Origin of the sequence: Streptomyces sp. PKU-EA00015, assembly GCF_013387495.1 — a bacterium.
In the GTDB taxonomy this organism is placed as follows: Bacteria; Actinomycetota; Actinomycetes; order Streptomycetales; family Streptomycetaceae; genus Streptomyces.
The window spans coordinates 67,875-88,400 of sequence record NZ_JABZEE010000037.1 but is presented as its reverse complement, the minus strand read 5'-3'; the positions used below and the strand labels follow the sequence as shown (position 1 = coordinate 88,400).

The following is a 20,526-nucleotide window of genomic DNA, read 5'->3' as shown; positions in this document are numbered from 1 at the left end:
CGTCGTGGGCGTGCACAGGCGGCGCGTCGCCGCGGCACCGGGGCCCGGCGGCGGGCAGCACCCGCCGCCGGCCCCCGGGCGGTGTCACCGCGGGGTCGGGTCCGCTGCCGTCATGCGGAAGCGGGCCGTGTCCGCGTCGCTGCTCCAGCGCCGCAGCCCGGCCTTCTCCAGCACACGGACCGAGGCCGCGTTCGAGAGCTCCACCTGGGCGTGCACGGTGTGGACTCCCGGCGCCGTCAGGGCGAACTGCGCGAGGGCGCGGGTGGCTTCGGAGGCATAGCCCCGGCCGCGCCGGGACGGCACGATGCCGTACCCGATCTCGACGGCCCCGTCGGTGGGCGGCCACAACAGGCCGATGGAGCCGACCACCAGCCCGGTGTCCCGCTCGACGACCAGCCGGTGTCCGTACGCGTGCAGGGCGTCGGGGCTGCCGGTGACGAAGCCCGCGATGACGCGGTCGCCGTCGGCGGGGAAGTCCTCCGCCCAGTGGGCGCGGTGAGTGCCACCGAGGACGGCGGCGAGTTCACCCGCGGACCAGATCCGCAGGACGAGGCGGTCGGTGGTCAGATCCGTACCGGCCGATGAGAAAGAAGACACGCGACTCTCCTGGTCGTGTTGACGACCGGGCCGCTCACACTGCGCGCGCGGCCCGGACAAGGGCATGCTGAGGGCGGGCCTCGCAGGCCATATTCATCAACCTCCCTCGTCGCAGGGGCAGTCGCGGCTCTCGCACGCCGGGGAATCGTAACAGCGGGCATCACCGCGCCGACGGGAATCCCTTGCGGGCCCGGCGGATACACCGGGCCCGCCGCCGGGCTACGCCGCCGACCGGTGGGTGATGCGGCCTCCGTTCATGGTCAGCAGGACCGGCGCCTCGGCGACCTCGTTCGCCGGGGCGTCCACGGGATCGAGGCCGAAGGCGGTGAGATCCGCCCGGCGGCCGGGAGTGATCCGGCCGGACACGTCCTGTTCACCGCCGGCCACGGCCGCGTGGGTGGTGCAGCCCTCCAGGGCCATCAGGCCGGTCAGTCCGGCACGGGAGGACGCCGCACCCTTCGGGGCGGCATGCACCAGGGAGCGAGGCGCAGGCGCAGCGGCAGGTCGCCCTCCTCCTCGACGGCGGTGAGGAGTTCGGGGACGTCGCCGTCGCCGAGGTCCATGACATGGGCGCCGGTCAGCCCGGTCGCCGCCATCGCGGACAGCAGTTCGACGAGCCGGGACCGGCGCTCGGCGACCGACGGCTTGGGCACGAGTCCCCTGACCAGGTCCATGGCGGCGTGCTCGATCAGGTGCCCGGTGGGACGGCCCGTGCTGTCGCACACCACGGTGGCCCGCTGCTCGAAGGACCGGGGCCGTCGATGCCCGCGGCCCGCAGTGCGGCGCCACTGACGAGGGCGGAGTGGCCGTCGTAGAGCCGGATGAAGGCGGGCGCGCCGCCGAGGACGTCCTCGATCAGGTCGCGGTCGACGGGCTTGCCGCCGAAGACGTTGTGGTCGAGACCGTATGCGGTGATCCATCCGTCGTTGGGGACCGCCGCCCGCAGGGCGGTGCGCAGTCGGCCGAGGTCGCGTACGGAGGAGAGGTCGGTGCCGGTGGCCATCTCCAGTCCCCACACGGGGTGGCTGTGGCTGTCGGTGAGGCCGGGGACGACGGTGGCACCGGGCAGGTCGATGCTCACGGTGTCCGGTCCGCGCCACGGGTGTACGTCGTGCTCGTCCCCGACGGCGGCGATCGTGCCGTCCTTGACGGCCACGGCGGTGGCGTGCGGACGGCCGGGGTCGAGGGTGCGGACGCCTGCTGCGGTGAGGACGATGTCTGCGGTGGGCACGGGCTGTTGTTCCCTACTCGTTCGGTTCGGTGGCGAATCCGGCGTACACCTCGGGCCGGCTGCGACGCAGCCACAGGGCCAGCGCGACGCCGAGGAGGAAGACGGCGGGGACGAGCGCGACGAGGACGGTGTTGACCACCGGCGAGGCGCCGGTGAAGAGGGCGACCTTGGCAGTACGAGCGGGCCGTCGGCCTGCTGCTCGGCGCGGGATTCCCGCGCGACGAGGTGATGAACGTGATCATCGCCCTGGAGAACCTGGTGCTGGGCTCGGCCCTCGACATGGCGGCGCCGCAGGCGATGTGGGAGCTCGCCGACGAGGCGGCCACACCACAGCTCGCGAGCGCGCTGACCGCGCTGTCGCCCCGGCGCGCGGACGCCGCGTTCGAACTCGCCCTCCAGGCATGCGTCGCACACTTCCGTACTCTCCTGCCGGCCCCGGCCCCGGCGTCCGGCCCCGCACCGCAGCCGTAGGGCCGTGCGGCGACCCGGTCCCGGGTCGCCCGTTTGCTCCCGCGGAGAGTGGAAAGCCGTACAGCATAGGGCCGCTCCGACAACGGAGGGAAAAAATGATCATCCTCGGGCTGATACTTCTGATCGTCGGCGCTGTGGCGAATATCGGCATTCTGTGGACCATCGGCATCATTCTGGTCGCGGTCGGAGCGATCCTCTGGCTGCTCGGCGCGGTCGGTCACGCAGTCGGCGGCCGTCGCCACTACTGGTGACCGTCCCGGTCGCAACGCCGCCCCGCAGGCAGCACCACCTGGTACGCAGCACCGTCCCGAACAGCCCACCGCCTCGTCGGCCGCCGGCCGGCGGGGCGGTGGTGCGCGAGGAAGGGTCCGTCACGGGGACGGCCGCACACCGATCCCGGCGAGGATGCGCCCCCACCGGGCGTCGTCGTCGACCGCCGTCCCGACCAGGGCGTAGAAGCTGCGTTCGCACAGCTCGATGAGGGCCGTCCGGTCCGTCGACGGCTCCTCCAGCCACGCCAGGACGACCTCCTCCATGTACGCGAGCCACCCCGCCACGGCGAACGCGACGGCGGGTGTGTCCGGCGTGCCCGCGGCCCTCAGGGCGTCCGAGAGCCATCCCGCGAGCGTGGAACGGGCCGAGCGGTGCAGCGTACGCATCCCGCTGCCCGTGTTCAGCCTGGTGACGGCCTGGTAGACGGTCGGGTGCCGGGACACGTAGTCGACGAAGGTCTCCATGCCGGAGCGCAGTTGCTCGGCGGGGCTCAGGGCCGGATCGGGCCGGACGTGCGTCAGTAGTTCCTCGGCAGCGGCCTGCAGGATCGCCTGCCGGAAGGTGCGCTGCGACCCGAAGTAGTGGAAGAGCAGCCCCGGCGAGACGCCGGCCTCGGTGGCGACGGCCTCGACGGAGATCTCGTCGATGGTGCGGACCTCGAGCACGCGGCGGGCCGCGGCCAGGATCTGGGTCCGCCGGTCGGTCGGAGGCATCCGGGACGCGCGGGCGGAAGAGCTGTGCCGAGTCATGCGCCCATTCTATTGACAAGAAGTCAATAACTCCTACTGTTGAGTAACCCTCAATAAGGGGGCGGCCGGGGCGCCGCCCCTTTCCCGGGTCCTGCCCATCCCCTCTCCACGCGTCGGAGGAGTGTGCCCGTATGAGCACCACGGAAGAGCATGACGATCTTGTCCTGCAGCCACGGGACGTCAGCTTCGACTGGGCGAGCCTGCCGCTGCACTGGATCCCCGGCCGGCCGATGGCCACCCACGTGATCAACGTCCTCCACCTGCTCCTGCCGGAGGGGGAGCGCTGGTTCGTGCGTACCTTCCAGGAGGCGCTGCCCCTGATCACCGACGAGAAGCTGCGCGAGGAGGTCCTCGGCTTCGTGGGACAGGAGGCGGTCCACGCCGAAGCTCACCAGGGCGTCCTCGACCACTTCCTGGCCCGGGGCCTCGACCCCCGTCCCTACGTCGAGCAGGTCGAGTTCGTCTTCGGCCGGGTCCTCGGCACGCGACCGGGCCTCTCCGAGGCGCGGCGGCGGGAGCAGGTGATCGAGCGCGTCGCGATCATCGCGGCCGTCGAGCACTTCACCGCCTTCCTCGGCGACTGGGTGCTCAACGCGGAGGAGCTGGATCGGGCCGGTGCCGACCCGACGATGCTCGATCTGCTCCGCTGGCACGGCGCCGAGGAGGTCGAGCACCGCAGCGTGGCCTACGACCTGCTGCGCCATCTGGACCCCGGATACCTGCGGCGCATCCGCACCATGGCCGTCGGCGGCCCGGTGCTCCTCCACCTGTGGATCCGCGGGGCCCGGTTCCTGATGGCCGCCGATCCGACGCTCCGGCCGGGCGCGCGGCCCACATGGCGCGCGTACGGGGAGGCCGCCCGGCGCGGGCTGCTGCCACGGCTCGGCAGGCTGACGCGCTCCGCCTCCCGCTACCTCAGCCCCCGCTACCACCCCTCACAGGAGGGTTCGACCCGGCAGGCGGTCGCCTACCTCGGCTCCTCTGCGGCTGCCCGCGCCGCCGCGCACTGAACGGACGCGCGCCCGCACCTGCTTGCGCCGCACGCGGCGGGCAACCGATCCACTGCCCGCCGCGTGCGCACCCGCCCGAGCCCACGCCGTACGCACCCGCTCCGCCGTACGCCAGACAAGGACCATCCGATGAGCCGCCACCGCGTCCCCGCGCCACCCGACCTGTACGGAAGAGGCCGCAGCGACCGCCTCATGCGTTTCCTCGCCGCGTTCTCCGACGTCTACCTCCCCGTCGTCAGCATGGCCGACCGCTACGGACGGCGTCCGCCCCGGCCCGCCGCCACCTCCCTCGAACTCGTCGTCGCCGCCCGCGAGACCGAGGCCGATGACGTCGTCTCGCTGCGGCTGACCGCACCTGACCGCTCCCCGCTGCCCCGCTGGCAGGCCGGTGCCCACATCGACCTGTGCCTGCCGTCCGGCCGCGTACGGCAGTACTCCCTGTGCGGCACGGCGGACGACCGGTACGCGTACCGGATCGCGGTCCGCCGCATCGCCGGCGGAGGCGGCGGATCCGTAGAGGTGCACGACGCCTTGCCGGTGGGCTCGCGGGTCATCGTCAAGGGGCCGCGCAACGCGTTCCCCTTCGCCGCCGAGCCGGCCGTGCTGTTCCTCGCGGGAGGCATCGGCATCACGCCGGTCCTGCCGATGGCCCGCGAGGCAGTCCGGCTCGGCCTCGACTGGCGTCTGATCCACACCGGCCGCTCACGCGCCTCCTTGCCGTTCGCCGCGGAACTCGGCGAACTCGCGGCGCTCGGCGGCGACCGGGTGGAGATCCTGCCCGACGACGAGCACGGCGTGCCCGACGGCGCGCACCTCCTCGGCCGCGCGCCCACCGGAGCCGCCGTCTACTGCTGCGGCCCGGGTCCCCTGCTGGACTCCGTACGCGGCGCCTTCGACAGCAGCGGCGCGTCCGCCCTGCACTTCGAACGGTTCACCGCCGCTCCGGTCCTCGACGGCCGGCCGTTCGAGCTGAGGCTGCGGCGCGGCGGTGAGGTACTGCCCGTGCCCGCCGACCGGTCCGTGCTCGACGTGCTGCTGGAACGGGACCCGGCGACCCCGTACTCCTGCCGCCAGGGGTTCTGCGGCGTGTGCACCCAGCGGGTCACCGCCGGCACCGCCGACCACCGTGACGGCAGACTCACCGAGCGGGAGCGGGCCGACGGCCGGATCCGCGTCTGCGTCTCCCGGGCGCCCGAGGGCTCCCGCCTCGAACTGGACATGTAGCCCCCTGCCCTCCTGGGACGCGCAGGCCCCTCTCCCCCGACACACGAAGGCGAGACCATGAGCACCCCCGCGACACACCGCACAACACGCTCCTCCCGCATGCCCTCGTTCCCGTTCGACGACCACGACCTCGACCGTTTCCGCGAACTCCAGCAGCTCGCCTACGGCTGTGCGCAGCGGGTCGGCGACTGGCTGGAACCGGGCGTCACCGAACGCCAGGCCGCCGCGCGACTGCGCCGCGAACTGGTCGCCGAGGGCGTCCAGGACTTCTTCCACGTGCCCTTCGCCTGGTTCGGCGACCGCACCGCGTTCCGGCACTTCCGCACACCGCTGCAGTTCTTCGCCAGCGGCCGCCGCCTCGAAGAGGGCATGTCCTACGTCCTGGACTGCGCTCCCGTCGTCGACGGCTACACGGCCGACATCGGCTACGCCGGCAGGATCGGTGACAATCCGGTCTGGGACCGGATGGCCCAGGACCTGCGCGAGTACCGCGAACTGATCGTGCGGGAGGTGCGACTGCGCAAGCCGCTCGACGAGGTGTACGCGGCCGTGGACGCACTGATCGCCAAGCACGGTTACGACAACCGCCACAAGGTCTACCCCGGCCGGGTCATCGGCCACCAGGTCACCCGGACGAAGGTCCTCGGGCCCGCGGGGGTCACCGTGTTCGGCTTCGGCGTGCGCACCCTGCAGACCCTGGGCCGCGAACTCATCGGCGAGCGACTGCACGGCCGGTCCCCGCTGTGGGCCGACGGCCGCTCCTCGCGCCACGCCCCGACGCCGGGGCTGTGGGCCGTCGAACCGCACATCGGATTCCGGGACGTGGGGCTGAAGTTCGAGGAACTGCTCGTGGTCACCGAGGACGACGCCTACTGGCTCGACGACGACCTGCCCCACGTCCGCCGCTGGCAGCAGGCCGCAGCCTGATGGCCGCCGCAGACGCGCTCGGCGCCCCGGGTGAGCCGCGCCGCCGCACGGTGCGCTCCGGCGGCGTCCCGCTCGCCGTGTACGAACAGGGCGACCCCACCCGCCCCACCGTGCTGCTGGTGCACGGCTACCCCGACACCCACCGCGTGTGGGACGACGTCGCCGCCGCGCTCGCCGCCGAACACCACGTCGTGCGCTACGACGTGCGCGGCGCCGGTGACTCGGGCCGCCCCGCCCGCCGGCGCGACTACCGCCTGGAACTGCTCGCAGGCGACCTGTTCGCCGTGGCCGGGGCCGTCAGCCCGGACCGCCCGGTCCACGTGGTCGCTCACGACTGGGGCTCCATCCAGTCCTGGGAGGCCGTCGCCCACCCCGACGCGGCCGGCCGCATCGCCTCGTACACCTCGATCTCCGGTCCGTGCCTCGACCACGTCGGACACTGGATCCGCCACCGCCTGGCGAGGCCCACGCCACGGCATGTCGCCCAGCTCCTGGGGCAGTTGGCGCACTCCTGGTACATCGCCGCGTTCCACCTGCCCGTTCTCGCGCCCGCCGCCTGGCGGCGCGGGCTGGCCGACCGCTGGGGAACGGTCCTGCGCCTCGCCGAGGCCGTGACCCCGCGGCCCGGCCACCCACAGCCCACCCTCGCCGGTGACGCGGTACGCGGCATCAACCTGTACCGCGCCAACATGCTGCCCCGGCTGCTGCGCCCGAGGGCACGGCCGACCACCGTTCCGGTGCAGCTCATCGGCCTCACCCGGGACCACTACGTCAGTCCGGCACTCGCCGAGGGCCTCGAACGCTGGGTCCCGCACCTGTGGCGGCGCACCGTGCCCGCCACCCACTGGTCCGCACTGCTGGAGAAGGGAACCACCGTGGCCCGTATGGTCGAGGAGTTCGTCGCCCGTCCCGAGGGGCGGACCGCACCCGCGGCCGGCCGGTCACCGAAGGACCGCAAGCCGTTCGCCGGCCGGCTGGCCGTCGTCACCGGCGCCGGCAGCGGCATCGGCCGGGCCACCGCCCTGGCCTTCGCCGAGCAGGGCGCCGACGTCGCGCTGTGCGACCTCGACCCGGAGGCCGCCGAGCGCACCGCCGAACTGGCCCGCCTGCTCGGAGCCTCGGCCCGCGCCTGGCGGGTCGACGTCTCGGACGGCACGGCGGTCGACACGTTCGCCGCCGACGTCACCGCGGAGTTCCGCGTGCCGGACATCGTCGTGAACAACGCGGGGATCGGCCACTCCGGCACCTTCCTGGAGACGACGGAGCAGGAGTGGCGGCGCGTCCTGGACGTCAACTTGTGGGGTGTCATCCACGGCTGCCGCGCCTTCGGCAGCCTCATGGCCGAACGCGGTGAGGGCGGGCACATCGTCAACCTCGCGTCGGCCGCCGCCTATCTGCCGTCCAAATTGCTGGCCGCCTACGCCACCAGCAAGGCCGCCGTCTTCATGCTCTCCGACTGCCTGCGTGCCGAGATGGCCGGTTTCGGCGTGGGCGTGTCCGCGATCTGTCCCGGCATCGTCAACACCAACATCACGAGGACGACGACCTTCTCCGGTCTCGACGCCGCGCAGGAGGCCGCACGGCAGAAGCGGGTCTCCGGCATGTACGCCAGGCGGAACTTCCCGCCGGAGAAGGTGGCCGACGAGATCCTGCGCGCGGTCACCGGCGACCGTGCGGTCGTGCCCGTCACCTTCGAGGCCAAGGCGGCCCGCCTGATCGGCCGGCTCTCCCCCGGCCTGCTGCGCACCGCTGCCCGCTTCGACATCGGCTGAGGCGGGGACCCGTGTCAGCGCAAGGGCCGGCAGAGCAGGGCGTCCGGCCTGCCCGGGGCCCCTGCGCGGCGGGTGGAGGCGATGCCCGCGGCGTACTCGCCGTCGGTGCACTGGCCCTTGTAGTGGCCGTGGGCGAAGTCGCCGCCCGGGGCCGCCGGCGGCCGGTTGTCGTGGCGGTCGAACCAGACCGTCCGGTCCGCCGTGCCCAGCGGCGTCCGGGCCGGGACGCACAGGGCGGCGGAGACGGCGGCGCCGCGGACGCTGTACCCGATCAGGAAGTGGCCGGGCGCGCACTGGAGTTTGGTGTAGCCGCTCGCCCAGTCACGGCCGGGGGTCACATGCCGCTCGTCGCGCACCACCTCGTGGACGCGGTCCGACGCCCAGAGGTCGCGGGCCGCGGTGTCGGTGCACAGGCCCCGGTTTCCGGTGTGGCTCAGCCCGGCGAGACGCTGCCCGTCGGGACAGGCCGCCTTGCGCGCGCCGGCGTCCCAGTCCCCCGCGGCCCGCATCCGCGCGGACTGGACGAAGTCGCCGTGGTCGGGGCTGAGCATCGACCACCGGTCCATGGCGGGGACCTGGCCGGTCCTGCCGTCGGCTGCCGTCAGACGGGACCACGCGCCCGCCCGCCAGTCGTCGCCGTCGTACACCCCGATCCGCCGGCCGGCGCCGTCCCAGTGGAGCAGCGCCCAGCCGTTGCCCTTCCTGTCCTCGTGCCAGCCGACCAGCGGCCAGTACGCGAAGTCGGCGTCGGTACTGATCAGCTGGTCGACGAAGTTCTCGAACCAGGCACGCTGCTTCTCGCCGTGCTCGTTTCTCCCGCCGATCCCGAACTCGCTGATCCACACGGGTGCGGTGAAGTGCTGGTCCTTCCGGGCCGTGACGTAGAAGGCCTGCTGGTGCAGGACCTCCTCGAGAGCGGCGGGCGCGAGGTCCCGGTAGCGGGGGTCGGAGGTCTCGCCCGTCCCGGTCGCGCCGGTGTGGTGGGGGCCGGTGTAGTCGTAGAAGTGAGCGGAGTACACGAGTTTGCCCGACGTGACCAGGGTGTGCGACAGCCGCTGCACGGGCTCCAGGGTGGGCCGCCCGTGCGGGAGGCCGTCGACGGGGACGCCGGTCCAGTTGATGCCCTCGACGATCACGAGGAGGTCCGGATCCGCCTCCTGGAGGATGCGGTCGCCGAGCCTCTGGGAGGCCGCGAACCAGTCGTGCCCGTCGCCGAGACCCCAGTTGGGGTCGTCCCACAGTGAGCGGCGCACCTCGTTGTAGAGGTCGGCGCCGACGACGCGCGGGTTGTGCCGGTAGCGCTTCGCCATGAAGAGCCAGTCGTCCTCCCAGGCACGGTCGCTCTGGCTCGCGTTCCACCGCTCGTTCCCGTCCAGGCCGCAGCACCAGCGGGTGGTGTTGGTGTGGTTGTTGAGGATCACCGCGAGCCCGGCTCCGGTGAGAGCGGCGACGGCGGCGTCGTAGACCTCCAGGGGTGTCCTGCCGCGCAGTCGGGGGTTGGCCGCCACGGCGGCGTCGGTCACGGGGTGCGTGGCGTGCACCATCTCGTTGGAGAAGGGCAGGCGGACACTGTTGAGCCCGAGTTCACGGAAGCCGGCGACGATCTCGGCCAGGGGCGCGCGGTCCAGGCCGAGCGGCACACGCCCGGACATCTCGCCCGCGTGGTGGTTCGCGGGGTCGTCGGGGCTGCCGGAACCGGTCCAGGTGCCGGAGGCGCCGTGCCAGTTGCCGGACTTGAGTTTGAACCGGTTGCCGTGGGCGTCGACGATGTACCGGCCGCGAGTGCTGAGCGGGGGCGTCCAGGCGGTGGCGGAGGCGGCGGCAGAGGCGGTGGCAGAGGCGGGCGCCGGGCTGGGTCCGCCCACGGGCGCGGTGGTCCCCGCCACGCTCGCTCCCCCGCCGGGCGGCGACGCCGTCGCCGCGCTCGGCGGGCCGGCCGGGAACAGGGCCAGCACGAGCACGGCCACGGCAGGCCGGAAGAAGGTTCTGTTCACGGCTCTCCGTTCCGGCGTGCGCCGGGACCGCGCCCCGGTTTTGACATGGCACCGCCATAATGACGGCCCGGCGCACTGGTGAACAGAGGTGTGGAGCAGGGCCTGGACGACGCCCCGTCGGCCCGGACGCGGGTGTACGCGGCGCGTTGTTCACGAGACCCCCTTCTGGATGCCGAACGGCTTCGTCTCCCGCCCCTAGGGCCTCTCGTTTGGATCATGCCGGGCTCGCGGGCCCTGGCACGCACGCTCGCCGCGTTGTCGTCGGTCGCCATGGCTCCGCCATTGTCTCCCTCCTCCGCCTTGCGATCGCACGCACCAGACCCTCCCCCTACGCCCTGCGGGCGTGGGGGGACCCCCACTCACTGATCCGGCCTGATCCAAACGAAAGACCCTAGCCCTTCAGCACGGGACGGAAAGACCCCCGTACACGGGAGTTCGATCCGGTCGCCGTACCGGGCGAGCTGAGCCCAGGGGCGGTAGATGCCCGCGGAGCCGTGGGTGCGCACGCGGGTGACGGTCTCGAGGTCGAGGACGTCGACGAGGACCTCCTGTCCGGTGGCGGCCTGTTGGCGCACGCTCCCCTCGGGGTCGACGATCGCGCTGCCGCCGACGCCGGAGGGGTCGGCGGCGGGGCCCGGAGGGCCCAGGGGCCGAACCCGGCGGAAGCGGGAGGCACTTGCCGACGACGGCCGACGGTCCGCACCCGACGGACGCGGGCGCGGGCGCGGCGCTATTCGTCCGCAGCCCTCGGCTCCGCGACGCCCTTCCGTCCGTCGACCAGCGGCCACAGGTGCGCCGTCTCGCCGGGGGCGAGCTGGTCCACTACCTCCGCGAGGACCCAGCACGCCTGTTCGATCCTGCGCCGGATGCCGATCTGCTCGGCGACGATGGCGGCGAGCAGCAGGGCCGTGAGCGCGGCGCAGCCGTTGAGCGCCTGGAGGATCACCATGACCTCCAGCAGCGTGCGGCCCGCGAACGGCCCGACCCCTGCCGTCGCGGCTGCGATCGCCAGCACCGAGATCAGCACGGCACACGGGGCCGATCCGGGCAGCTGGAAGCGCAGCGCCGCCCAGATCAGCACCGGGAAGGCCAGGAAAAGCAGGCTCAGTTCGATGCGTGTGACGAGCACGGCCACGGCTGCCGACGTCAGGCACAGTGCCGTTGCCTCGGTCCACCAGTACGGCCGCGTGTCGCGGGGCAGCCGGGCGCGGCGCAGCACCAGCAGGAGCGGCGTGATCACCAGGACGCCCATCGCGTCACCGGCCCACCACGCCGACCACACCGGCCAGAACTCGCCGAGCGGCAGCGACCCGCTCCACACCACCGTCATCACGCCGAAGGTCGCGCTGATCAGCATGCCGCCCGCCCCGAGGAACACCAGCGCGAGCCCGTCCCGCAACCGGTCCAGCTCCGTGCGGAAGTCGACGCGCCGGAGCATCAGGTAGGCAACGACCGGCCCGAGGGTGTTCCCCGCCAGCACGCCGCTCGTGGCGAAACTCAGGGTGTCGATCGTGGCGATGGTGGCGAGCACCCCCACGGCGATGCCCGGCCACACCCCGACGCCCATCCAGAGCAGACAGCTCAGGGCGATCCCGGTGGGCGGCCACAGCGGTGTCACGACCGCGCCCTCGACCACCACCTGCTGGAGGAGGCCGATCTGTCCGCCGACCCAGTAGGCGGCGGCGACGGCGAGCATCCGCAGCAGCGCTGCGGCCGGGCGTCGGAGGTGTTCGCTACGGGGCACGTCTGTCATCAGACAACGTTCCCGGCTCCGCGTGCTGCCCTGACACGCCCCGCCCGCACGGGCATCCCCGGCCGTCCGGAGGTCACGGGCGTGGCGGGCGGGTCTCCTCGGGATCGTGGACAAGCACCAGGACGGCGGCGTCGTCGGTGTGGTCCGTCTGCGCCGCGACCCCCATCACCTGCGACGCCAGCTCGGACGCCTCGACACCGGTCGTGACCGCGGAGCGGACCAGGCGGGCCACGGCGTCGAGGCCCGCCTCGATCGGATACGACGGCCCCTCCACGACGCCGTCGGTGAGCAGGACGAAGGCACCCCCGCTGGACAGCCGGCGCCGCGCCACGGGATACGCCTCGCCGGGCAGGATGCCCAGCGGCACACCCGCCTCGTCCTCCACGACCCCGCCCTGCCCTCCCGCCGTCGCCCATATGGCGGGCACGTGGCCGGCCCGGGCGCTCTCCAGCTCGCCGGTGACGGGGTCGAAGCGGAGGAAGCTGCAGGTCGCGAAGAGGCCGTGGTCCATGGAGAGCAGCAGTTCGTTGGCCCGGCCCAGGACCTCCCCGGGGTCGGTGGTGGCGGTGGCCACCGCGCGCAGCCCCATGCGGACCTGTCCCATGAAGGCGGCGGCCTCCACGTCGTGGCCCTGGACGTCGCCGATCGAGAAGCCGAGCGAGCCGTCGGGCAGGACGAAGCCGTCGTACCAGTCGCCGCCGATGTCGAGGCCGTTGCGCGCCGGCGCGTACTCGGCCGCGACCTGCAGTCCGGGGAGGTCGGGAAGCCCGGTGGGCAGCATGGAACGCTGGAGGGCCTCGGCGAGTTCGACGCGGGCGCGCTGGCGCTCGGCGCCCTGCCGCACCCGGTCGGTCAGCCGCCCCAGGGTCGTCAGGAGATCGTCGGCCGTCGCCGATCGCGAAGGGCGACGCCGGGTCATGGACCTCTCCGAGGAACGTCCGAAGGCCGACTGGCCCGGCCACTCCCTCACGCGGTGGCCCAGGCTCAGCTGGGCTCGTGCAGCCCGCACTCATTATATTTCCGGCGAACGCGCCGCCGCGCGGCGCGGCCGGCGGGGAGGAGCGGTCGGCGGCGAGGAGCGGTCGGCGGCGGTGGCTAGACGGTGTCCGACACGAGTTCCATCAGGTCGGACAGGCGGCGCCGCCACAGATGCGTCCGGCGGCAGTAGAGCCGCAGGCGGCCCCGTCTTCCGGCATGCCGGAAGGGCCGGCCGCACCATCGGCACGGGCGGAGCGCGCGTGCATCGGCGCCGAAGTCGGACATCCGTTCCCCCATGGCGCGAGGCTAGCGGGCCCGGACTGCGGTCCGGTCGGCCGGGAGGCCGCTCGGTGTGCCGGTGAGGTCCAGCTCGCCGACGACCTGGTCCCCGCTCATCTCACCGGTCAGCCGGAAACCGAGCCTCAGGTAGAAGTCCTCCGGCCCGTTCTCCCCCTGCTTCCAGGTCACGGTCACCCGTGTGCCGCCCCGTCCGCGGATCTCCTCGCACACGGACCGCACGGCGAAGCGGCCGTATCCACGACCCTGTTCTCCCGCGGCGACGGCAAGCCGCCACAGCCCTGAACGCGGCCGGTCGTCCGGGTCGCCGGGGCTGAACCGTACGTCGAAGAAGGCCATCACGAAGCCGACTGGCCGGTCCCCGTCGACGATCAGCCGCGGCCAGGCGACGTCGGGCTGCGCGTACGCCTCGGCGAGGGAGCGCGCGACGGGGGCCACGAAGTCCCGCTGGTCGGGTCGGACAGCGAGGTCGCACGCGGCGAGCACGTTGTCGGCGGTGATCTTCTCCAGGCGGAGCGACGCTGTCATGCCGCGCACCCTATCGGCGGCGCCCGGCGGTCCTCGAACGCATTTTCAGGCGCGGTCCCGGCCATCCTGCGGCGCCGGGGTGTTACTGGACCGCGGGTGGTGCTTCAGGGTTTCCAGGAGCCGATGCGGTCCAGGCGGCGGCGCTGCTGGAGCGCGGTGGGGACATCGAGGCCCTGGCCGCGTTCGGCGAGGTGGTCGGCGACGGCGGTGCGGTGCTCGACGGGCTTGTGGTCGTCGTACTTGAACTTGCCCCGCACGTCGGTGACTTCCAGGCGCAGCCCGCGGATGCCGGGCAGCATCCGGCCGTACGGGGGCTGGTCGACTGCGACCGGGGCGTGGTCGCCGTCGGGCTGGAAATGGGCGAGCTGACGGCGCAGCAGCTCGGCCTTGGCCTCGGGGTCGTCGACGATGTGGGCGCGGCAGGTGAACTGGACGGCCGTGTAGTAGCTGGTGGGGACGCCCTCGGTGGGCGGGGTGCCGGCCTTGGCGCGCCAGGGGCCGGGGATGAAGGCGTAGTCGCCGAAGACGGTGAACAGGACGTTCGGGTCGTTCTCGATCGCCTTCCAGACCGGGTTGGGACGGGCGAGGTGGATCAGGAGGTGGTTGCCGTCGTCGGTGAAGTGGGTGGGGACGGCGACGGGCGCATGGCCGGGCAGGCCGTTGACGCTCAGGAGGCCGAAGTCGTGGCCCTCGGCGATCCAGGTCTGCCATTCGGCCTCGTCCAGGCCGGCGTCCCAGGGCTGGATGAACATGCTGGTCTCCTTGTGAGGCGGTGGTGCGGTGGGAGGGGTCAGGTGAGAGCGAGAAGGCCGACGGCGACCGCTGCGGCGCCCAGACCGACGAGCTGTCCGCGGTGGATGCGTTCGGCGAGCACACTGCGGGCGAGCAGGACGGTGCCGGCCGGATAGAGGGCGGTGATCACGGCGACGACGGCAAGGTCCCCACTGCGGGCAGCGAGCAGGAACAGCAGGTTCGCCAGCGAATCCAGCACACCCGCCGCGGCCGACATCGCGTACGCGGGCCGCTCGGGACCGAGCCTGCGGTACATCAGCCCGGCGGCGGTCAGGGTGACGGCCGAAGCGACCGCGCGACCCACGATCAGCGGGGCCACCCCGCTGTCGGACGGTGCCTGGTGCAGGAAGATCAGCTGAAGGGCGATGGCGGCGCCCGCGCCGAAGGCCAGGAGCAGCGCGGTGCGCGAGGGACGGGCCGACCCGGCGCCGTGTCCGGCGCTCACCAGGACGACCGAGACCAGCGCGAGCGGCAGCCCCACCAGGCCGACCGCACCCAGGTGTTCGCCCTGCAAGAGGCCCACGCCGACCGGCAGCATGGCGGAGACCAGCGCGGTGACGGGCGAGAGCACGTTCATCGGGCCGATCGCCAGGGTCCGGTAGAGCAGGGCGAAGGCGGCTGCCGACGCGACACCGGACGCCGCGCCCCAGACGAGAGCGCCGGTGCTGAACGAGGCGCCGAGGAACGGCCACAGCAGCAGCTCGATCGCGAGCGAGGCCGGGGCGGCGATCACGACGGTGCGCAGCACGTGCGCCTTTCTGGCGCCGAGGCCGCCGAGGAAGTCGGCGCACCCGTAGGCGAGCGAGCTGCCCAGGGCCAGCAGCAGAGCGATCACGGTACGTACATCCCTTACTATGCCAACGGAACGACTGAACCGTACTGCGAAACGACCGGCATCTGTCAACCAAACGACCGGACGGTGCAGCGAAGTGGCCTACTTGCGAGGAGGACGATCGGATGGCCGAGGCGGAGGAAGCCCTGCGGACACTCGCACACAACGTCAGGACGGCCCGTAACCGCGCCGGCCTGTCCCTGGACGAACTCGGCCGGCGCGCGAAGGTCAGCAAGGGCGCCCTGGTCGGCCTGGAGAAGGCCCAGGGCAACCCCAACTTCGCCACCCTGGTCCGGCTCGCCGACACCCTCGGCGTCTCCGTCTCCGCCCTGATGGAAGGCCCGTCAGAAGGCCGCGTCCGCATCGTGACCGCCGACGCCACGACGCCCCTGTGGACCGGCGGCAAGGGCAGCGAGGCACGGCTCATGCTGACGACCTCGGGCCCGGCCCCGGTCGAGGTCTGGCGCTGGAAACTCGAACCCGGTGAGGAGTACCCCAGCCACCCGCACCAGCCCGGAGTCGTCGAAACCGTCTCCGTCACCTCCGGCCGGATGACCCTGGTGGTCGACGGCATCGAGCACCCTGTCGAAGCCGGACAGACCGCAGCCTTCGACGGCGACGCGCCCCACACCTACCGCGGCTCAGGCGACGAGACGTGCCACCTGATCATGACCGTGCACTTGCCGCCCGGCCCCGCAGGCACTGCCTGAAGGGCAGACCGGCCCCCTGAGTGATCAGCGCGCAAGCAGGTCCTCGTGCATGAGCGTCTCGAGCGGCGTACGGCGCAGGGCCGCGGACGGCCCACGTCGGAACAGGCGGTCGTCGGGCACGCTCGGGCCGGGGGCCCGGTGCCGGGATGAGTAGGAGAGGCACCCTTCCTGAGTACCTCGTCCGATCACCGCCGCTCGCGCCGCTGGTCGAATGGTGTCCATGACTTCTGACGCGTCCCCCCGACCCCGTCTGCGGCACGTCACCGCGACCGGGACCGCCCTGGCCGGTGTGCTGCTGCCCCTGGTGGCCGGAATGCTGCTCGCCAGGTCGGTCGGCTCGGACCCCATGACACCGGTCAACACCCTCATCACGCACGGCGGGCAGCGCGTCGGCGCCGTGCCGGGCCAGTGGCGCGGGTGCCGCCGGTACGCGCTGCATCGCCGGACGGGGCGCGTCACGGGGCCGAGGGCGCTGCGGGCGCGGAGCAGGGGACAACTCGCGGATCGTGTGCGGAACTTCGGGCACCGTTCCCCGGAAGGGTCGTCATCGAGCCGCCTCGGTGATCTTCGTGCCGCGGGCCCCGATACTGGTCGGACGAGTCGGGCTCGCTGACCACGAGAGGCAGCTACATGGTGGACACCACGCAGGGGCAGGGCAGTTGGCGGCAGGCTGCGGGAGGGCGGCACGCCGTCGTCGTCGGGGGCAGCCTCGCGGGGCTGCTCGCGGCGCATGTCCTCGCCGAGCACGCCGACAGGGTGACGATCGTCGAGCGGGACCGTTTCCCCGACGGACCGGACGCCCGCCCCGGCGTTCCGCAGGGTCGGCACGCCCATGTGCTCCTCGAAGGCGGACAGCTCGCGCTCGATGCGCTGCTGCCAGGGTTCACGCCCGAGTTGAGGGCGTCGGGCGCACCTCGGATCGGCATGCCGTCGGACATGGTGCAGTGGCAGAGCGGCCGTTGGTTCCGGCGCACGCACGCGACCACGTACATCTACACCGGCTCGCGCGGCCAGATCGAGCACCTGGTCCGGGCGCGCGTGCTGGCCAATCCGGTGATCAGGACGGTCACGTCGACCGAGGCCGTCGGCCTGCTCGGTGACGCCTCGCGCGTACGGGGCGTGCTGCTGCGCGAGCGGGGTGAGGGCGCGAAGGACGGCGGACAGGAGCCGCGCACGCTGGCTGCGGACGTGGTCGTGGACGCCTCGGGCCGTGGATCGCGCGCCTCGCAGTGGCTGTCGGCGATCGGCGCCGAGCCGCCCGAGGAGGAGACCATCGACACGGGCCTCGCGTACGCCTCCCGCATCTACCGCAACAAGAGCGACAATCTCGGATCCGATTCTCTCGGTTACTACGTCTACCCGAGTCCCGCGCAGGTCTGCAGCGGCGGGGTGCTGCCCCTGGAGGACGGGCGCTACCTGGTCATCCTCTCGGGGCTGCGCGGCGACGAACCGCCCACGGACGAGGAGGGGTTCACCGCCTACGCGGCCCGCTTCCCGCATCCCTTCATCCACGACTGGCTGCGGGAAGCCGAGCCGGACACGCCGCCGTTCGGCTTCCGCCAGACGTCGAATCTGCGCCGCCGCTACGACCGGCCGGGCCGACGACCGGCCGGTTTCCTCGCGACGGGCGACGCGCTGTGCACGTTCAACCCGATCTACGGGCAGGGCATGGCCGTCGCGGCGATGAGCGCGGTGGCGCTGCGCGACGCGCTCGCCGATCCGCGGCGGACGCCGACGACCGCGCGCGTGCAGCAGGCGCTGTTCGAGGCGTCGCGGCAGGCGTGGGACATCTCGGCGGGCGCGGACAAGAAGATGCCGGGGGCTGTGGGGAACGCCGTCACCGTCCGGGCCGTGGACCGGCCTGCCGGCTGGTACCTGAGCCGTGTCCAGCAGCGGTATCCGGGCGACCCCGTCGTGGGGCCCGCCTTCCGCTCCGTCCTGACGCTCACGTCGCCGCTGACCGCGCTCTTCGCTCCCAAGGTGGCCCGGGCGGTGCTCCTCGGCCCCGTGGCGCGGACGCCGGGCATGCCTCCCATGACCCGCGAGGCCGCGTCCGGCTGAGCCGCGCGGGCAGGCCGCGGGTGCGAGCCGTTCGGCGGGCCGCGCTTGGGGCGGGACGGCGGCCGGGCGGCGGAGCCCGGGGCGTCGGCGGATGATGGGAAGCAGGAGACCAGGTCCCTCCGGCAGACCGGGGCGCGCCGTCGCCCTGGGAAGGGCCCGCCGGAGGTGGCCGCGCCGGACCCGGCCGTCCCGAGCGGACGCGCAGAAGGCTTGCGAGGAGATCCGTCATGAGCGACGCGAGCGGGGCGGCCTCAGCCGACCGCGCCCTGAAGACCAAGCACAGGAAGATGTGGGCGCTGGGTGACTATCCGGCCGTGGCGTCCGAGCTCATCCCGGACCTGGGGCCCCTTCTGGTGCGGGCCTGCGGGGTGAGCGGCGGGCAGCGCGTGCTCGACGTCGCGGCCGGTGCGGGCAATGCCGCGATCCCCGCGGCGCTCGCCGGCGCCGATGTCGTGGCGTGCGACCTCACCCCGGAGCTGCTGGAAGCCGGGCGGCAGGCGGCGGAGAAGCAGGGCGCGGAGCTGGAGTGGCGCGAGGCGGACGCCGAGGCGCTGCCGTTCGGGGACGGCGAGTTCGACGTCGTGATGTCCTGTGTCGGGGTCATGTTCGCCCCACATCACCAGGCCGCCGCGGACGAGCTGCTGCGGGTGTGCCGGCCGGGCGGCACGATCGGCCTGGTCAACTGGACGCCCGAGGGTTTCGTCGGGCGCATGTTCGCGACGATGAAACCGTATGCGCCACCGCCTCCGCCCGGTGCCCGGCCTCCGCCGCTGTGGGGCCAGGAGCAGCACGTCAGGGCGCTGTTCGCCGACCGGGTGACCGATGTCGACGCCCGCCTGCAGACGGTACGGGTGGACCGGTTCGAGTCGCCGGAGGCCTTCCGCGACTACTTCAAGGCGAACTACGGCCCCACCATCGCCACGTACCGCAACATCGCCGAGGACCCCGATCGCGTCGCCGCGCTCGACCGGGAACTCGCGTCTTTGGCGCGCCGTGCGAGCGACACGGACGAGACCGCGCCGACGGCCATGGACTGGGAGTACCTGCTGATGACCGCGCGCAAGCTCGGCTGAGGCGCCCGGGCCCGGGGAAGCCGGTGCGCCGGTGATACCGCGACACCGGTCCGCGCCGCCCCGCCCGGCGGCGCCGGACCTGGCGGACGCTTACGCGGGCTGGCGCCGGGTACCCCGGGGTCGGGAGCCGTGGCCGGACACGAAGGAGGTCCCCATGCCCTCGACAGACGCGCTGGCGGAGTACCACCGCAAACGCGACTTCCGCAGAACGGCTGAGCCCAAGGGGAGCACCGGGCCCGGCGGACGGCCCGAGCCCTCGTTCGTGGTGCAGATCCACGACGCCACCGCCATGCACTTCGACTTCCGGCTCGAAGTGGACGGGGTTCTCAGGAGCTGGGCCGTGCCGAAGGGCCCGTCCGCCGACCCGCACGACAAGCGCCTGGCGATGCCGACCGAGGACCATCCGCTCGACTACGCGGACTTCGAGGGGGTGATCGCGGAGGGCGAGTACGGCGGTGGCACCGTGATCATCTGGGACGAGGGCACGTATCACGGCCTCGCCACCGACCGGCGCGGGCGCGAGATCCCGTTCGCGGACGCCCTGCGCGACGGTCACGCCTCGTTCTGCCTGCACGGCGGCAAGCTCCGCGGCGGGTACGCGCTGACCCGGACCCGGCCCGGCGGGGACGGGCAGCACGAGACCTGGCTGCTGGTGAAGAAGAACGACCGGCACGCGTCCTCGCACCATGGGGCGCAGCCGCGACGGGCGAGGTCCGCCCGCACCGGCCGCACCCTCAAGGGGGTGGCGGCCGACGCCGCGGCGGACGGACCGTCGGAGCGCTGAGGCGGGCGCGGCGAACACACGGCGCCCGGTCTCCTCGTGAGGAGACCGGGCGTCCGACGTGTACGGGGTGTCCTGGGCGTTCTCAGACCTGGTCGGCCGTGCCGTCCAGGGCCGCCCGGGCGTCGCTGTCGGCGTCGCTGATGAGGGCGTCGGCGCTGCTGAGAGCGTCGGGGGCGGTCAGCGCCCCGTCCAGGGCGTCCGCCTGGGCGGCGGGCGGCGGGCTGACGGCGGCGATCACGGCGCCGGTGGCGAGAGACATGACGGCAAGGATGCTGCGCTTCTTCATGCCCCTTTCAACTGCCGGGACCCACCGGAGGACACGGCCGATCCCGGCTCGCTCGGCCGAGATCTGCCATCGGGCCGGCGGGCCGCAGCCGGCCCGGCGCGCCCGGGGCACCGACGGAAGGGACCGGTCGCACCGCTCGGCCCGGTCGCGCCGGTAAGGACAGGCAGCGGTATCCGGCGGCCAC

At 73.1% G+C, this 20,526-nt stretch carries 18 protein-coding genes and 3 pseudogenes; 10 read left to right on the top strand and 11 right to left on the bottom strand.

Going from position 1 to position 20,526, the window contains the following annotated elements:
• Window positions 1-84: 84 nt before the first annotated feature.
• From HW130_RS22810 to HW130_RS36100, 3 genes and pseudogenes are all read right to left on the bottom strand, one after another.
• Window positions 85-597 (bottom strand): GNAT family N-acetyltransferase, encoded by a 513-nt coding sequence (locus HW130_RS22810; RefSeq protein WP_309140528.1) that lies wholly within the window; start codon window positions 595-597, stop codon window positions 85-87.
• 219 nt (window positions 598-816) lie between these two features.
• A pseudogene (locus tag HW130_RS22805) lies at window positions 817-1,828 on the bottom strand (amidohydrolase family protein).
• A gap of 13 nt (window positions 1,829-1,841) precedes the next feature.
• A pseudogene (locus HW130_RS36100) lies at window positions 1,842-1,997 on the bottom strand (amino acid transporter); the annotation flags it as partial.
• Between the two features lie 2 nt (window positions 1,998-1,999).
• Here HW130_RS36100 and HW130_RS22795 point away from each other — a divergent pair.
• Window positions 2,000-2,299: pseudogene (locus tag HW130_RS22795) on the top strand (TetR/AcrR family transcriptional regulator C-terminal domain-containing protein); the annotation flags it as partial.
• A 95-nt stretch (window positions 2,300-2,394) separates the two neighbouring features.
• On the top strand, window positions 2,395-2,550 hold the full coding sequence (locus tag HW130_RS22790) for a DUF6131 family protein (protein WP_177151518.1): 156 nt from the start codon (window positions 2,395-2,397) through the stop codon (window positions 2,548-2,550).
• Window positions 2,551-2,670: 120 nt separating this feature from the next.
• Here the strand turns inward: HW130_RS22790 and HW130_RS22785 are convergent, their stop codons facing one another.
• Entirely contained in the window at window positions 2,671-3,321 is a 651-nt protein-coding gene (locus HW130_RS22785; RefSeq protein ID WP_177151517.1) for a TetR/AcrR family transcriptional regulator, read from the bottom strand.
• A 131-nt stretch (window positions 3,322-3,452) separates the two neighbouring features.
• On the opposite strand from HW130_RS22785, the gene HW130_RS22780 reads away from it, so the two are divergent.
• The 4 genes from HW130_RS22780 to HW130_RS22765 all read left to right on the top strand — a co-directional run bounded on the left by HW130_RS22780 (window position 3,453) and on the right by HW130_RS22765 (window position 8,254).
• A complete protein-coding gene (locus HW130_RS22780) occupies window positions 3,453-4,331 on the top strand; it encodes a metal-dependent hydrolase (RefSeq protein ID WP_177151516.1) in 879 nt (292 codons plus the stop codon).
• 129 nt (window positions 4,332-4,460) lie between these two features.
• Complete coding sequence (locus HW130_RS22775; RefSeq protein ID WP_177151515.1) at window positions 4,461-5,555, top strand: PDR/VanB family oxidoreductase; 1,095 nt, start codon at window positions 4,461-4,463, stop codon at window positions 5,553-5,555.
• 99 nt (window positions 5,556-5,654) lie between these two features.
• The gene (locus HW130_RS22770; RefSeq protein ID WP_256356260.1) at window positions 5,655-6,482 is read left to right on the top strand and encodes a M24 family metallopeptidase; all 828 of its coding nucleotides are present in this window, start codon (window positions 5,655-5,657) and stop codon (window positions 6,480-6,482) included.
• Window positions 6,482-8,254: an SDR family oxidoreductase gene (locus tag HW130_RS22765; protein WP_177151513.1), complete on the top strand. Its 1,773-nt coding sequence runs from the start codon at window positions 6,482-6,484 to the stop codon at window positions 8,252-8,254. Before HW130_RS22770 ends, HW130_RS22765 begins: the two co-directional genes overlap by 1 nt.
• Window positions 8,255-8,268: 14 nt before the next feature.
• Here the strand turns inward: HW130_RS22765 and HW130_RS22760 are convergent, their stop codons facing one another.
• The 6 genes from HW130_RS22760 to HW130_RS22735 form a co-directional block, all read right to left on the bottom strand.
• Window positions 8,269-10,248: a glycoside hydrolase family 5 protein gene (locus tag HW130_RS22760; protein ID WP_375256572.1), complete on the bottom strand. Its 1,980-nt coding sequence runs from the start codon at window positions 10,246-10,248 to the stop codon at window positions 8,269-8,271.
• Window positions 10,249-10,978: 730 nt separating this feature from the next.
• Window positions 10,979-11,992, bottom strand: coding sequence for an MASE1 domain-containing protein (locus HW130_RS22755; protein ID WP_177151594.1), 1,014 nt, complete (start codon window positions 11,990-11,992; stop codon window positions 10,979-10,981).
• Between the two features lie 82 nt (window positions 11,993-12,074).
• Window positions 12,075-12,920 (bottom strand): PP2C family protein-serine/threonine phosphatase, encoded by an 846-nt coding sequence (locus HW130_RS22750; RefSeq protein WP_177151512.1) that lies wholly within the window; start codon window positions 12,918-12,920, stop codon window positions 12,075-12,077.
• Window positions 12,921-13,285: 365 nt separating this feature from the next.
• Complete coding sequence (locus tag HW130_RS22745; RefSeq protein ID WP_177151511.1) at window positions 13,286-13,804, bottom strand: GNAT family N-acetyltransferase; 519 nt, start codon at window positions 13,802-13,804, stop codon at window positions 13,286-13,288.
• Window positions 13,805-13,908: 104 nt separating this feature from the next.
• Entirely contained in the window at window positions 13,909-14,556 is a 648-nt protein-coding gene (locus HW130_RS22740; protein WP_177151510.1) for an FMN-binding negative transcriptional regulator, read from the bottom strand.
• Window positions 14,557-14,594: 38 nt separating this feature from the next.
• Complete coding sequence (locus HW130_RS22735) at window positions 14,595-15,431, bottom strand: EamA family transporter (RefSeq protein WP_177151509.1); 837 nt, start codon at window positions 15,429-15,431, stop codon at window positions 14,595-14,597.
• 122 nt (window positions 15,432-15,553) lie between these two features.
• Between HW130_RS22735 and HW130_RS22730 the strand changes: the two genes are divergently transcribed.
• The 4 genes from HW130_RS22730 (at window position 15,554) to HW130_RS22715 (ending at window position 20,056) form a co-directional block, all read left to right on the top strand.
• A complete protein-coding gene (locus HW130_RS22730; RefSeq protein ID WP_177151508.1) occupies window positions 15,554-16,138 on the top strand; it encodes a helix-turn-helix domain-containing protein in 585 nt (194 codons plus the stop codon).
• Window positions 16,139-16,768: 630 nt separating this feature from the next.
• Window positions 16,769-18,199 carry an NAD(P)/FAD-dependent oxidoreductase gene (locus HW130_RS22725; RefSeq protein ID WP_177151507.1) on the top strand — a complete coding sequence of 477 codons (1,431 nt, stop codon included), beginning with the start codon at window positions 16,769-16,771 and terminating at the stop codon, window positions 18,197-18,199.
• Between the two features lie 227 nt (window positions 18,200-18,426).
• On the top strand, window positions 18,427-19,272 hold the full coding sequence (locus tag HW130_RS22720; RefSeq protein ID WP_177151506.1) for a class I SAM-dependent methyltransferase: 846 nt from the start codon (window positions 18,427-18,429) through the stop codon (window positions 19,270-19,272).
• 154 nt (window positions 19,273-19,426) lie between these two features.
• The gene (locus HW130_RS22715) at window positions 19,427-20,056 is read left to right on the top strand and encodes a DNA polymerase ligase N-terminal domain-containing protein (protein ID WP_177151505.1); all 630 of its coding nucleotides are present in this window, start codon (window positions 19,427-19,429) and stop codon (window positions 20,054-20,056) included.
• A gap of 82 nt (window positions 20,057-20,138) precedes the next feature.
• On the opposite strand, the gene HW130_RS22710 is transcribed toward HW130_RS22715, so the two are convergent.
• Window positions 20,139-20,315 (bottom strand): hypothetical protein, encoded by a 177-nt coding sequence (locus HW130_RS22710; RefSeq protein WP_256356259.1) that lies wholly within the window; start codon window positions 20,313-20,315, stop codon window positions 20,139-20,141.
• Window positions 20,316-20,526 lie beyond the last annotated feature (211 nt).

Bases quoted from the DNA above. Each gene is read 5' to 3' on its own strand.
- HW130_RS22775 (WP_177151515.1), top strand. From the start codon at position 4,461: ATGAGCCGCCACCGCGTCCCCGCGCCACCCGACCTGTACGGAAGAGGC.
- HW130_RS22720 (WP_177151506.1), top strand. From the start codon at position 18,427: ATGAGCGACGCGAGCGGGGCGGCCTCAGCCGACCGCGCCCTGAAGACC.
- HW130_RS22725 (WP_177151507.1), top strand. From the start codon at position 16,769: ATGGTGGACACCACGCAGGGGCAGGGCAGTTGGCGGCAGGCTGCGGGA.
- HW130_RS22785 (WP_177151517.1), bottom strand. From the start codon at position 3,321: ATGACTCGGCACAGCTCTTCCGCCCGCGCGTCCCGGATGCCTCCGACC.
- HW130_RS22745 (WP_177151511.1), bottom strand. From the start codon at position 13,804: ATGACAGCGTCGCTCCGCCTGGAGAAGATCACCGCCGACAACGTGCTC.
- HW130_RS22710 (WP_256356259.1), bottom strand. From the start codon at position 20,315: ATGTCTCTCGCCACCGGCGCCGTGATCGCCGCCGTCAGCCCGCCGCCC.
- HW130_RS22765 (WP_177151513.1), top strand. From the start codon at position 6,482: ATGGCCGCCGCAGACGCGCTCGGCGCCCCGGGTGAGCCGCGCCGCCGC.
- HW130_RS22740 (WP_177151510.1), bottom strand. From the start codon at position 14,556: ATGTTCATCCAGCCCTGGGACGCCGGCCTGGACGAGGCCGAATGGCAG.
- HW130_RS22770 (WP_256356260.1), top strand. From the start codon at position 5,655: ATGCCCTCGTTCCCGTTCGACGACCACGACCTCGACCGTTTCCGCGAA.
- HW130_RS22790 (WP_177151518.1), top strand. From the start codon at position 2,395: ATGATCATCCTCGGGCTGATACTTCTGATCGTCGGCGCTGTGGCGAAT.
- HW130_RS22780 (WP_177151516.1), top strand. From the start codon at position 3,453: ATGAGCACCACGGAAGAGCATGACGATCTTGTCCTGCAGCCACGGGAC.
- HW130_RS22750 (WP_177151512.1), bottom strand. From the start codon at position 12,920: ATGACCCGGCGTCGCCCTTCGCGATCGGCGACGGCCGACGATCTCCTG.
- HW130_RS22730 (WP_177151508.1), top strand. From the start codon at position 15,554: ATGGCCGAGGCGGAGGAAGCCCTGCGGACACTCGCACACAACGTCAGG.
- HW130_RS22715 (WP_177151505.1), top strand. From the start codon at position 19,427: ATGCCCTCGACAGACGCGCTGGCGGAGTACCACCGCAAACGCGACTTC.